This is a genomic window from Halobacteriovoraceae bacterium (genome assembly GCA_020635115.1).
GTDB lineage: Bacteria > Bdellovibrionota > Bacteriovoracia > Bacteriovoracales > Bacteriovoracaceae > JACKAK01.
The window spans coordinates 271,933-285,508 of record JACKAK010000001.1; the positions used below are offsets into that span (position 1 = coordinate 271,933).

14 protein-coding genes and 1 tRNA gene are annotated in these 13,576 nt (G+C 31.6%); 12 read left to right on the forward strand and 3 right to left on the reverse strand.

Going from position 1 to position 13,576, the window contains the following annotated elements:
• Positions 1-232: 232 nt before the first annotated feature.
• The 9 genes from H6622_01350 (at position 233) to H6622_01390 (ending at position 8,661) form a co-directional block, all read left to right on the forward strand.
• Positions 233-661 carry a hypothetical protein gene (locus H6622_01350; GenBank protein MCB9060152.1) on the forward strand — a complete coding sequence of 143 codons (429 nt, stop codon included), beginning with the start codon at positions 233-235 and terminating at the stop codon, positions 659-661.
• Positions 649-1,125 (forward strand): hypothetical protein, encoded by a 477-nt coding sequence (locus tag H6622_01355; GenBank protein MCB9060153.1) that lies wholly within the window; start codon positions 649-651, stop codon positions 1,123-1,125. Before H6622_01350 ends, H6622_01355 begins: the two co-directional genes overlap by 13 nt.
• Positions 1,098-1,655, forward strand: a complete 558-nt coding sequence (locus tag H6622_01360) for a hypothetical protein (protein ID MCB9060154.1) — start codon at positions 1,098-1,100, stop codon at positions 1,653-1,655. Before H6622_01355 ends, H6622_01360 begins: the two co-directional genes overlap by 28 nt.
• Before the next feature lie 423 nt (positions 1,656-2,078).
• On the forward strand, positions 2,079-3,941 hold the full coding sequence (locus tag H6622_01365; GenBank protein MCB9060155.1) for a radical SAM protein: 1,863 nt from the start codon (positions 2,079-2,081) through the stop codon (positions 3,939-3,941).
• Positions 3,934-4,893 (forward strand): DUF692 family protein, encoded by a 960-nt coding sequence (locus H6622_01370; protein MCB9060156.1) that lies wholly within the window; start codon positions 3,934-3,936, stop codon positions 4,891-4,893. Before H6622_01365 ends, H6622_01370 begins: the two co-directional genes overlap by 8 nt.
• Positions 4,890-5,462 (forward strand): hypothetical protein, encoded by a 573-nt coding sequence (locus H6622_01375; protein MCB9060157.1) that lies wholly within the window; start codon positions 4,890-4,892, stop codon positions 5,460-5,462. Before H6622_01370 ends, H6622_01375 begins: the two co-directional genes overlap by 4 nt.
• Positions 5,450-6,670 (forward strand): hypothetical protein, encoded by a 1,221-nt coding sequence (locus tag H6622_01380; GenBank protein MCB9060158.1) that lies wholly within the window; start codon positions 5,450-5,452, stop codon positions 6,668-6,670. Before H6622_01375 ends, H6622_01380 begins: the two co-directional genes overlap by 13 nt.
• On the forward strand, positions 6,648-8,021 hold the full coding sequence (locus H6622_01385) for an MFS transporter (protein ID MCB9060159.1): 1,374 nt from the start codon (positions 6,648-6,650) through the stop codon (positions 8,019-8,021). The genes H6622_01380 and H6622_01385 overlap by 23 nt, the downstream gene beginning before the upstream one ends.
• Before the next feature lie 145 nt (positions 8,022-8,166).
• Positions 8,167-8,661 (forward strand): hypothetical protein, encoded by a 495-nt coding sequence (locus H6622_01390; protein ID MCB9060160.1) that lies wholly within the window; start codon positions 8,167-8,169, stop codon positions 8,659-8,661.
• A gap of 75 nt (positions 8,662-8,736) precedes the next feature.
• On the opposite strand, the gene H6622_01395 is transcribed toward H6622_01390, so the two are convergent.
• Entirely contained in the window at positions 8,737-9,699 is a 963-nt protein-coding gene (locus H6622_01395) for an NAD(P)-binding domain-containing protein (GenBank protein ID MCB9060161.1), read from the reverse strand.
• Positions 9,700-9,889: 190 nt separating this feature from the next.
• Here H6622_01395 and H6622_01400 point away from each other — a divergent pair, with 190 nt between their 5' ends.
• Positions 9,890-10,879, forward strand: coding sequence for a hypothetical protein (locus H6622_01400; protein ID MCB9060162.1), 990 nt, complete (start codon positions 9,890-9,892; stop codon positions 10,877-10,879).
• The gene (locus tag H6622_01405; protein ID MCB9060163.1) at positions 10,857-11,906 is read left to right on the forward strand and encodes a hypothetical protein; all 1,050 of its coding nucleotides are present in this window, start codon (positions 10,857-10,859) and stop codon (positions 11,904-11,906) included. The genes H6622_01400 and H6622_01405 overlap by 23 nt, the downstream gene beginning before the upstream one ends.
• 39 nt (positions 11,907-11,945) lie before the next feature.
• On the opposite strand, the gene H6622_01410 is transcribed toward H6622_01405, so the two are convergent.
• Positions 11,946-12,022: transfer RNA gene (locus H6622_01410), tRNA-Met, on the reverse strand.
• Positions 12,023-12,209: 187 nt separating this feature from the next.
• Here H6622_01410 and H6622_01415 point away from each other — a divergent pair.
• Positions 12,210-12,521, forward strand: a complete 312-nt coding sequence (locus H6622_01415; GenBank protein ID MCB9060164.1) for a hypothetical protein — start codon at positions 12,210-12,212, stop codon at positions 12,519-12,521.
• On the opposite strand, the gene H6622_01420 is transcribed toward H6622_01415, so the two are convergent.
• Complete coding sequence (locus H6622_01420) at positions 12,505-13,458, reverse strand: rRNA pseudouridine synthase (GenBank protein MCB9060165.1); 954 nt, start codon at positions 13,456-13,458, stop codon at positions 12,505-12,507. The two genes, H6622_01415 and H6622_01420, sit on opposite strands and share 17 nt — an antisense overlap.
• Between the last annotated feature and the right edge of the window lie 118 nt (positions 13,459-13,576).

Sequence of the window (13,576 nt, forward strand, 5' to 3'; positions counted from 1 at the left end):
TCAAATTTTTTGAAATTTTGTTTTCTTGCTTATCTAGTTTAAAATATGTTGGTTGCCTAAATAGTTGGCATTGATCTAAATAAGGATCATTCCAGAGGTCATAAAGTCATTATCTAACAAGCTGATTTCACAGTTTTATCTTAATTTCCAAGCGTTTTACTCCGATAAATAACTAGAGAAATTATAATCATAAATTGAACAATTAATGAGTAAATGTGAAAAATTATGAGGATTGCCAACCAAATCTGCTCAAGAATGGAGTGATTTTAGATCAAATCTTCCCGCTGGTGTTACTTTAGGGACCTGTCCTTGTTCTGGGTTCTATTATCAAAACTATTGTTATCACCAAGGGGATTTTGGAGAGAGTTGTGACCAAGTATGTTCAGACAAAGGAAGTTGCAATCAAACAGGAACACAACTTATAGGTTCAACTACTCCCGCAACTGATGCGCTAAATCATTGCAGAACTGTTACATCTTATTACGGTGCAACTTCGTTGGGAGACACTTCTACAAAAAATGAGCTGCCTTATGGACAGTTGGGATGCACTCTTGTGGATAGTACGAGCTATGGTTATCTCGTTGTTCACTTTAATGCCGTTTCCACAACTTGTGCTGCCTCAGAAGCCTCGGTAACAAGGTACTGTGCATGTTCGTTCTAAAACTACTCTTTTTATTTTTTCTTGGGTTTAATGCTTATAGTGATGAATGTTCTGAAATTAGAAAAAAGTTTACAGAAACAGTCACCAAATTTGATGATTTTCAAAAAAGAGTTGAATTAAAGATCAATGAATGTTTACTCTCAAATCAACCAATTCAAAAATATGTTGATGTTGTGCTTGATGAATATGGAAAACTTTATAATGAAGACTATACTAAAATTGCCAGGCCATCTCTAAGAAGTCGAAATGATTGTTACAAATCTAGAATTAATCCCTATAACAATTTGGTTGTATCGAAAAGAATGTTTGATGCAAATATGATCTATCTACTCAAATACTGTTCTAAAAAAGGTCGATCTATTAGAGAGAAGAAGCTAGCATTTTTCGAAGAAAAGAAAATTTTAAAGCAAGAACTTTTAAACATCTGTGGTGAAAAATGCAAATTATTTGGAAACAACGATTAATTACAATTTTAATTTTTTTCTCATCATCTATCCTGGCAAATGAGTACTGCAGACAAGTACAAGAAGATATAAAAAAAGTTACAGTTGGTATTTATGAACTCGCAAAGGAAGCACATGGAGTCTATATTAACTGCCTTTTTGATGGGAAAAACGAAGAAAGTTTTGATCATCTGATATCTAAATTTATCGACTATGGACGTAATTATGCTAATGTTCAAAGTCATTATTTGAATTACAAAGAAAATTTAGAAAAAGATTGTTTTCCCGTCAAAAACCCACAACTAATTGGAAGAATAATAGATAATTACCTTGCCATGAGATACAAGATAGGAATTCTCTCTGTTGCTTGTACCACAAAAGGTGAAAATATTTTCAACTCAATTAAAAACCCAATAGAGCGACAAAAATTATTCTTAAAATATCTCCATGAAAAAGCTTTGGGAATAAACAAAGTAGAATATGAAAAATTTCTAAAAGTTTATTTTGACACTGAAAAGTGGATTAAATCGTTACCTGAGACAAGACAATAACAAAAATTTAAGAATCCAGGATGTCTATTTTAAAATAAAAATATTCCTGAAATTTATTTAGACTCTGTTGCTCTTTGATTTTTTTTATTTTTTGACTTCAATTTTTATCAATTATTTCAGATATTTATTTCTGTCTTTTGGTCAAGTGATCATCATTTTTCAATTATGAAATATTTGGAACTAAACATGCGCTTATGATTTTCCCAAAATTATTTGGATGTTATTGTTAAATTGTTCAATCAATAACAATAAGGGAGCAAGTATGAGAAACGAAATGATTAAAGAAAATGAACTAGATTTAGACATCGCGATTGAAATCCTCGAGGAAGAAGAACTTACAGTTGGTAAGAATTTTCATGCCTTTAGATTTGACATCGAAGATTAATTTGAATTTAGAAGGAGGGATTTCCCTCCTTTTTTTTTATGAAAATAATAAAACCTTTAATCATATTTCCTCCCATTTCTGAAGCTAGATTATTTCCATATGGAGCACTTCCACATTTGTGTGGCTTTTTAAAAAGCATCGGATACGATTCGAAATCAATAGATCTCAATCTCAAAATTACTGAGGATATTGTAAGAATAGATAATGTGAAAAAAACATACTTAAAACTAGATCCTCATAATATAAAAGAACTCACTAGACGTAAATTAATTGAATATTATCTAGATAATTATAAAGAAATTAAAAATATCTTGTGGAACAACCAAAGACAAGATAAACATCTTGTTCTTGACTCTGGAATTACAGCAATCGAATTAACACTTAGAGTATTTGAACTTCTAACAGAATCTGCAAAATCAAGATGTGAAATTTCTAATTTTTCACAATTGAATCTGATTTTAGAATCTAATGAACTCAACACTGACCAAATTATAAAAAAATCAATAGATTTTCTTAGTCAAGAAATTCAACAGGGTAGAAATGTTCTTTGCTTCACGATACCTTATTTTTCTCAATTACTTCCTACACTTTATCTTTCAAAACAGATAAAAAAATTATTTCCACAATTAAAAATTATCTTAGGAGGACATCAAATATACCTCTATCAAAATAAAATCACCAATATAAATAATATAGGACATTATATCGATGCAATTTGTCCAGGTAGAGGAGAAAAACCATTAGAAGATTATTTGAATTATTTGGATGGAAAGTTAAAGTTCGAAAAAATTCAAGGTTTAATTTTTCCAAATAGCAAACTACCCCTTAAACATGTCATAAATTACAAATTAGATTCTTTGCCCCCTCCATCATACGAAGGCCTAGAAATCTTTAAGTATCTATCAGAAAAAACTCAACTCGGCATTACCACATGTTTTGGTTGTTCTTGGGGCAAATGTGACTTTTGTTCCTATGGGAACAGAAAATATTCAGACGGATATGACCAATATTCACAAAAAAAATTAGCAGAAATTTGTCTTAACATATATTTTCAAACGGGCATATCAAGAATTAATTTTGTTGATGAAAACACAAATATAAAATTGGTTCATTCAGCTGCAACTAAAATAAGATCAACTTTCCCCATCTCATACAGTGTAAGAGGTCGGCTTGATAATGATTTACTTGACGAAGATTATCTGCATTCCTTAAAAGATTCAGGGTTAGTTCTCTATTCAAGTGGACTTGAATCATTAGATCAATTCACATTAGACAAAATGAATAAAGGTGTTAATTCCAATAATTTCCAAAAAATAATAGATAAAATGAATCGAGTTGGTATTCCACTTCGGCTATCAGTCATGATGGGCCATCCGACACAAACGCCTGAAGATCATTTTGAAATGAAAAGATTTTTGAAAAAAAATGAAGATAGAATTGGAATTGACGTAACACAAGTGTACATTTGTGAACCAAACTCATTTATGGCCCAAAATTTTTCTCTTGGTGATGAACTTGAAAATAATAGAGTACTCAATTACGAAGGTGGTCGAGTTGGCCTTAAGATGCCATTAAAAACTCGATCTCAAGGCCAGTTTGATCAAGCTCTTAATTCACTCATTATGGTAAATAATGAGGTAAGACCTTTAAAGAATTATGGGTTTAAGAGATTTCAAACAAAAAACATAGAAATTAATTCAAAAATGAAATTTCAGTTAAATTCTTGGATTATTCCAATCGAAGAAGATATTCATAACTTCATGAGCTTTTATGATTGTATCAAGCAAAAAAAAATAAAAGTTCCATGGTTTTCAATGGACAGTATTGGACAGAATAAGAAGTTCACTGAAAAACTGCTTGATTTAAAAATTATTAAAATGAGAGAGGAAGCATATGTATAGAAAAAACTTTCCAAATTTTACTTCAACAAAAATGGGACTAGGAATAGACTTAACTTGGGGAACTGAGAAGGGATTCATAACAAAAGATGGCCAAGATGAAGTAGGAGAAGGTCTGAGGGCATTTTTACAAAAAAATATTAATCAGTATGATCATTTCTTTTTTTCTTTTCAACCAAAAAATTATTCGCAACTAGATCCCTCTGACTACATTCAAGTCTATAAAAAATTATTGCAACTTATTCCCAAGAATATGCCGGTAGGTCTCCATCATACGATGCTTAATATGGCCGGAGATGAGCTTTATCCTAAACAACAGATAGTCGATTTTACAAACATACTTATTCATGAGCTCGGACTAAAGTGGGTTAATGAAGATCTTGGAATATGGAGTTTAAATGGGAAATCACTGCCCTATCCACTTCCACCAATTTTAACCTCTGAAGGCCTAAAAAACTCTATTGAAAACATAGAGTTTTATATGAATGCTCTTGTATGTCCACTTTTGGTTGAATTTCCAGGATTTACTGATGGTGGAGGGTTAATTTTTGGCGAAATGAATGCTTTTAGTTTTTTTGAAAAAGTTGCAAAAGAAACAAATTGCGCAATGACTTTAGATACAGGTCACCTTCTAGGTTATTGGTATGAAGTCAATGGTACATTGAATGGATTTTATAACGCTCTATCAAAACTTCCATTGGATCATTGTTTCGAAATTCATTTATCAGGATCAAAAATCAAGGATAACAGATTCTATGATCTTCATAATGGAGTACTCATTGAGGAACAAATAGGTCTTCTTGGTTGGTTGTTAGAAAATTGTCAAAATGTAAGGGCAGTGAGTTATGAAGATCCTGTTTTTCATCATAATGGTTCTCTTATAGAGGCCTCACGGCCAATGTTATCAAAGGCCAGGAATATGGTTGAGAATTTCAATTGGGAGCAAGTTATATGAACCATTCAGATATTTATCAAATCCTTTATAAGAATTCTCCCTTGTCATTTCCAACTCAAGGATATCATGTCCAAAGTGAATTGAAGAAAGTGAGAAGAAAAATTGCTTCTCGATTCTCAAGACCAAGAGGATTTGACGAAATACTCGGGAAGTTTTTTAAAAAAAGTATTGAGCTTTACGCTAAAAAATTTCAGACAAACCCTTTGGAAGACTTTATCCTTTCAGATTTTTTCGATCAATTTTCTGACATATCATTAATCTCGGATACTTTGCCGATTAGTGAATGTTTTTATCAATTCTTGTCTTCTACCTTAGATACCAATGAAGATATCAAAGAAGAGTACCTAAAATCTTTACTGTACGAACATCATTTCTCACCGAAATCAAAATGGGCAAATACCAAAGAAAAGATACACACTTCCGACAGAGGTTCTCTCTTAATAAGAGAAAATAGAACTGAAGATTATCAGGTCTTTTTATACAAGGGTAATAAAATGAAAAAAATGAATATTAAGGCCAGTGATATTAGTCAAATTGAAAAATGGTATAAAGACGTATGCATGAAATAATATCCATAGAAGAACATGGACAAGTGCTTCCCATTTGGCAAAAACTTGGTTTAAAAAATCAAAAGCTTATAATATTTGATAGACATTTGGACTATAGGCCTATTCACCCGAAAAGAATAAATAATATTTTAAAATGGGAAAAAGACAAAGAATATTACCCTATAAGAAAATTTCATTATCAGGATGACTATACGTTTGCCTGGGGTATTGATGATTTTCTTTATGCTGCTCATAAGCTAAAAATTATTAGCGAAATCTTTTGGATCTATCCTCTAAAAAGTCAAAATCCAAATGAAATAGGAAAAAAACTTTTTCAGTATATGGAATATCTCCCTAATATTGGAGAAGAATTTGTCAAATCATTTAAGTTCACTTCTTATGGGGCCAAGACTCAAATTGAAGGATTAATTATTCATATACTCTCGCCTCAAACACTAGATTTTCTAGATGATGGAAATGAGTATCTTGTAGATTTTGACCTTGATTTTTTTGTGACCAAAAGTGGGACAAAATTATATGAGGTAAAAGAAATTGCATTACTCCTTAATAATTTTAAAAGCAAACTAACATATGCCTCAATATGTTATTCAGTCAGTTCAGGTTTTCTTCCTGAATCTTTTAGATGTTTAAGAGATGATCTCATTATTGAACTAAATTTGAAGAAAGATGTGGAGACTTTCAAAGACGAAACTTTCACCAACATAAAAATTATATCTGAACACCATATCAATCCGTCAGATCAAAAAGCTCTACATTCATTTACTTTGTTGCCTGGAGGGCACTCATATCTGTCACATTTTTATCTACAAAACTCACAAATCGAATCTTGTTTAGATAGTTTAAAAGAATCTAGAAAAAGTGGTGATTTATCTCGAATACCAATGTATCACTTAGCAAAATACTATTTTCAAAAACAAGAATACGAAAAGTCTCTTGAATTCGTAAAATGTGTTGAGGATGAAATTTTTGACAATTTAGACGTTCACATGACCCACCTCTACTTACTTAACTTATGTAAGTTGAATAAAGATAAACAGATTAATAAGTTCATACAAAAAAATATTTCTACGTTTTCTAGCAATTTTAAAATTCTCGATTTTTTTTCGAAAGTTTGTTCAAAAGATAAAAACTCAGATTGGTTGAATAAAATTCACCAACATATAAATAATATTCAGGAGATCAGTTATGCATTTATCGAAAATCGCTAATTTTTTAGAAGATAATAGACTCACTCTTTTACTGAGCAGTATAATCTTATCATCCATAATGAGTACTAGTATTTTATCAGTAATAACACCAGAATTAGCTAGCAACTTTGAATTTCATTTAAATGATTTTCAAATCAGAAACGTTCTATTCTTCTCAATTTTTGCAGGATTTTTATTGGTTTCTGGAAGAATAGCAGATTCCTACCAAACAAAAAAAGTTCTCTTATTTGCTTGTGGTTTGTTTTTAATTTCATGTATAGGTTCGACATTTGCAATCATCAATAAGTCATGGGTGTTTTTTCTCTGTTTCCAATCTATACAAGCACTAAGCGATGCTTTTTTTGTTCCGGTTATTTTGAAATTAATCAGAACAAATACTCCTAAAGAAAAACTTGGTACATCGATGGGTATATTTGTGTCTGCTCTAACAGTTGGAGGGATTCTAGGCCCAATTATTGGAGGTTTTCTTGCGGATTTTAATTTTTGGAAATATTGTTTTGTGATATTATTTATTTTCTGTTTTATGGGGTCATTTTTTTCTCAGAAATATTTAAAATCTGATTTAATGCTTGAGAAAAAACCAATCTTTATTAACTTAATAAGTTCATTTTTTCTTGTATTTGGAATTATCCTTATACAGTTTTATTCTAAAACAAATTCTAAACTTTTCCTCCTAGGGTCAATTCTGTCATTTTTAATATTGATTATCGTTGAATTAACCTTGAATAAGTCTCAAAAACTTATATCGACAAAACTTTTCTCATATCGAGAATTTAGTAATGCAAGTTTACAAGCTTTTTTCCTAGGTATTTTTTCGAATTTTACCATCTTAGTGCTACCAGGATATTTGAGAGAAATTTATGGAATTGAGCCACTCTATATATCACTTGGTCTCACTTTAGAATCAGTTGTAGTTTTTTTCATGGGAACTTATGCGGGAAAACTTGGCGACACAAAACAAAATCTTACCTTTACGATTGGTTACACCCTGCTTGTTGCATCAACTTTTATTTTTCTTCTTCCACTAAGTCTTTTTTCAGGAATGAGTACTCTAATTTTTTATTTAATCCTCGGGTTAAGCACGGCCTTCCTTTCTCCTGTTTTAAACAAAATGGCATTGGGTTCTATTCCTGAACAAAACTCAGGAGAGGCGGCCGGTGTATTTCATTTTGTAAAGTTTCTCTCTGGTGCGTTTGCTTCAGGTTTAATCATTAAAATCTTTGAACTTTTAAGTGAAATTAAAAGTATATCGAACTTATTCATAACATCTCTGACATTGGTTGTTGTTTGTATAATACTCTATTGCATAGGTCTAATTAAAGAAGAACAATCGATATGTTCTGATCTTTGATTGAAAAGATTGAGCGATTTGTTTACGTTAATTTTTTCGAAGCGAAACATGCAAATAAATTCAAATTTTAATGATTTCATTGCCTTTTCTGTCACTCTGATTTTATAATTAAGAATATTTCACGAGTGTAGTTTCAGGATTGCAAATGAAGAAAAAAGTAATTCATTTAATCATCATTTTTTTAATCTCAGGAATAAATAACGCAAAATGTATCGACGAGCATCACAAAGGAGAATTGAAATCTAATGTGGGTAAGGATCTAGATGAAAATCTACGAGAGGCGAATATTTATACTTCTCTATTTGGTCTAGGTTTAGGGAGAAAAGTGTTAACAGGTGAGTTTTCTCTTAGGGGCGGGACTTATATGTTTTTCGATATTCTAGGTTATGGACTTTTAATTGCTGCACTTGCTTCAGATGAAGGCATTAAGTTTGATGCTGGAGACGGAACTTTTACTGTTTTGGGTTGGTTGCTATCTAGTCCCAGTATTCCGATTTTAGTTCTGAGCAGGATTTCTCAATTTATGGACAATTACCATATTTATAAGTCAATGAAATACAAAAAGAGTACTCTATCTGTTGTGCCTATAAATTATAATAATAAAATCAGTCCAGTTCTTTTATTCTCGTATAGATTCTGAAAATTTTGTCTCGTTTATCTGTTTTTTCATAAACTCTTAAATTTCTTTAATAAATTAACCGTAAAGTTTCAAGCACTAAATACTTTTCAATATTTGTTTCATGGCCTTATGACTTGAATTAAATGCGGAAATAATGGAACCGCCTTTTTTTCCTGCACTCAAATCACCTATTAAAAATAGTCCTGGAACACTCGTTTCATACCCATCGGTTAAGATTGGATTTTTACCATCAAAATCTATTCCACAACTTTTAAGAAAATTCTCAGGAGTGCTACCACCAAGTGCATATACAACATTTGAATATGTACGTTTCTCACCACTTGTAAAATATACTTTTACTTTTTCACCTTCTTCTTCGAGGGAATTGATATCTGTTTTTCTAAGAACAAGAGCTTTTTCTTGCTTTTCTAGTTCAAGTAAACTCTCAAGATTGATTGAATTCATTCGAGAAAAATCACTCTTTCTGTAGCTTAATGAGACTTTATTATTTTTTTGAACAAGATATTGGACATATTCACTCGCACTATCTCCTCCGCCTACAACAAGAACTTCAGATTGAGATATATCTTGAGAAGTTATATCAAAATGAACTTTATCTTTTAAATTCGTAGGGATGCTGTAATTGGGTTTATTAGGTCTTCCAAAAATACCTATCGCAATGGCGCAAGTTTTAGCAGTGTATTGTCCTTTATCTGATTCTATATAAAATGTTCCATCATCATTTTGATGAATTTTATGTACACGTTCTTGATAATGGACATTAATTTCATTTGTTTCGATGGCCTGATCAAGGAGAGAAAGAGTTTCTTGCTTCGTGGAATCCATTAAGCACATGACTCCTTCACAGATAACACTCTTCCCCTTATAGTTTGCAGTTACTGCTTTATTATCAGGGTAAAATTTGCGGATGCTAAAGGAGTGTTCTTGTGTGGCCTCTAAGATTACTATTTTCTTGCGATTCACACCTCCCGCGATGGCCTCAACAGCTAATGAGATGCCAGCTGGACCTGCTCCAATAATTAGAAGTTCGTAGTTCACTTTCTTCTCCTTTGTGGGTGGGAAACACATCATATGAATTTCTACTTATTATGAATAGTAAATTTGTAGTGATAATTCAGATAAAAATGCAAATTCAGACTTTAGTCACGCTAGGGAAATTTATACTATCATATTTTTGTGAAATAATTATTGCTATAATTATGAGATATAAACTGTATAGAGATCTGAAATGTTACATAAAAGTACAAAAAAATTTCTCTCTAAGGAAGTTTCAAAATGGGAAATGGACGGAATTATATCCAAAGAAACTAGGTCTATATTAGATACAAGATATGAGGTCTCTGCTTTAAGTGTTCATCTATTTATAAAATATTTCTCATATATTGGGGGTATAATTTTAATATTTGGAATCTTGGGGTTTGTGGGATCTATTTCAAATAATCAAATATATACTTGTTTAATACTTATTGCCTCTTTTTTAATGTTTTACTGGTACGGAAATTCGTTATCGAGATCTTTGTCTTTACAACACAATTATACAGCTAATATTTTACTGAGTGTTTCACTTTTTTTATTCACAATTTTTCTTATCATGTTTTTCAAGATTCTTGGATTTACTGATGAGAATATTTTACTAACTGCAGGCCCTTTTGTATTATCACTGGCATTTTATTATACGTATCGCAATTATAATAAATTTTTGTTAAAACTCACACTCATTTCAATGTTCCAATGGGTTGGAAGTAGTTTTAGTATGTCTGGAAGATCAAGTTATAATTTCCATATTTCAGATACAAAAAGTATGATTATATTTTCTTGTTTTATTTTAGTATTTAGTTTTTTTCATAATAAGTTTTTAAAAAAATTTGATAGATTCAACACTGTCTATATTTCAATATCATTATTATATTTAAATATGTGTTTTTTGATTGAGACAATTCATAAGAGCATATATTGGGTTATTGCTTTTTTAATTATTAGTTTTGTTCAAATTCTAGTTGGTTCGAAATTAAAAAATAATCTTATTCTTGGATTTGGGATAACTTTTTTATGCCTCAATATTTATACTCGCTACTTTGAATCTCATTGGGATAATTTGTCAAAAAGTTTATTTTTTATCATTGGAGGAATTTCTTTATTTTTAATTGGGTTAATTCTTGAGTTCCTTTATGCAAAATATAGAATCGGTATAAAAAATGAATCAAACTTCTCAAAATAAGCAAATTTTAAATGAGCTCTATTTCCTCAGAGATCATCAGATCATTAATGAAAATCAATTCAATTTATTATGTGATCGATATCCATCAAGTCAGTGGAATTTAATTATTCTTATCCGCTGGTTCACGATCCTTGGAGTACTCTCCTTTTTAGGTGGAATGATACTCCTCTTGAGTGATCATCTAATGTTATTTTTAAGCAAGATAAATTTGGAACATCTCATTTTAGGTGTGCTTATTTTCTTTTTTCTAATCTTCACAATTTCGGGAAGATATTTAACAATTAAAGGCCGGTATACTAAAAGTGGTGCTTCACTAGAGTTATTGGGTATGTTGAGTCTAGAATGTACCTTTTTTTCATTGGGAAATATGTCCAATAAATACATATTAGATGACTGGCCATCATATTTGGGTGTATCAACTATTGTCTTAACTGCTTTTAGCTATTTTTTTAAAAATCGACTTATACTTATTGCAAGTTGTGTGAATTTTTTTATTTGGTTTGGAGGCTCTACAGGTTATATGTCAGGATGGGGAGCATACTGGATTGGAATGAATTATCCCTTACGTTTTCTTTTCGCCGGTCTTTTAATATGGGCACTTGGTTATATCCATTATAAAGACTATTCTCCTTTGCTTGAGAGATTTAGGCCCTTTTGTCGTGTCTATTTTCATTTTTCACTTTTAATAATTCATTTGGCGTTTTGGTTTCTATCTCTTTTTGGAAACTATGAATGGGACGTTAGATTTAGTGATTCATTGGGAGAAAGAATTCTTTTTACTTTTCTATGGTTCCTGGTTGCTTTGATGAGTATTTATCTTGGAACTAGAAAAAATTATCGTGTAGCAAAATCGTATGGTTTAGTTTTTGCTATTATCAATATTTACACAGCGTATGCACAATTTGTAATCTATTACACTTCGGGAGTCTCATTTTTGCATTTTCTTGTTATTGGATCAACATTACTAGCAATTGGAATAAAGTACGAAAAAATACTCAGCTCAATCGAAAATAAAATAGGTTCTTAAAGGGAGTGTTCGGTGTGTTCCACCATGAAGGCCTAAGATTGGTTGCGGGGGCCGGATTCGAACCGACGACCTTCGGGTTATGAGCCCGACGAGCTACCAGACTGCTCCACCCCGCGTTAAAGCTTTTTCTAAAGTAAGTGGATACTAATTCCTAGCTCCCACATTGTCCAGGACTTTTTACAGATCTTTTTTATCAAGTATCTCACCGACCCTTTCACTCGGTTTAAACAACAAATATTTTTATTAAATATGTGGAAAATATTGCCGATCAGGATACTGGAAGAAGATTTTAGAGGTGAAACCATGGCAACGAAAAAAGAAAAGACACTCATTCTAAAGATTGATACTGATATGTTAACCCAAGAGCAAATAAGAATGATTAAAACTCTACATGGGCAGATTTTGAATGTAGTAACCACCGACGATGAGTCTGAATATTTTAATGGTAGCTCAGAGGTGATGAGACTTTGTGCTTCACTTATTAAAAAATCTTTTTTCGGAGATAATTTAAAAAAAGAATCTTCAATCCCTTATGCCGAACAGGCCCTTGAGTTTTCAGTGGATAGTCTTCAAGACCAAATTTCCAATTCAAAAGTCATTATTTACGATAATTAGATTTTTTCTTAGGGCGTTCAGCTTTGCTTACTTTTAAAGGATTATATCGGTCTCCATAGGCCTCTTTTTTTGCATTCTCTATCATTAACTTCTTTTTTTCTTTAATTTTCTTGAGTGTCTCATAGTAAGTATCTTTCTTGAATCCGTTAAAAGTTTTATCATTAGCAAGAACACCTGTTTTTGGGCCTTTAAGTTTAAGATTGATTGATTTCTTTTGAGAAAAAAATTCACCTTTTAATTTCCCGTCAAGTCCCAAAGCGGATATTATTTCTTTTTTAGTTAGATATGTATATTTCCCAGGGGCCATACCTTCTATAGACAAGTTTTCAATGGCCACACGTTTAAGCTTATCGATGACAATATTATTGGCCTCACAAATTTTTCTAATTTCACGATTCTTTCCATCTGTTAGTCTAAACTCTAACCAGGTTTTGTTAGGAAGTTGTTTAATCACTCTTACTGATTTAGGCTTTACGTGAGTGTTTTCTATCTGAACACCACTTCTAAGACCTTTTAGGATGTTTTCATTAATTGCTCCAAACACTTTAACTTCATAAACTTTGGTGATGTTAAATGATGGATGCATAATTTTGTTGGCCAGTTCTCCATCATTTGTGAGCAGCAAAAGTCCTTCAGACAAATAATCTAATCGGCCAACTGGGTAAATTCTCTCAGGTACATTTTTACAAAAATCCATCACCGTTTTGCGACCTTCTGGATCACTTACCGTCGTCATCACACTTCTGGGCTTATTGAGCATAATATAGACTTTATTTGTTTGCATGGTATCGATGGCCTTATCATCAACTGCAACGACATCAATCGTTGGGTCAACTTTTGTCCCTAGTTCATCACAAATTTCACCATTAACTTTAACACGTCCACTGCATATTAGTTCTTCTGCCTTTCTTCTAGAAGTCACTCCACAGTCTGCGATAACTTTTTGTAAACGAATTTCTCTTGATTTAGACATACCTGTTCCCTTTCTGCCTCACGGCAGTAATACATAAAAGATTACACTTTCATAAACTTATAAATTTAAAAAAGCAAGAGGT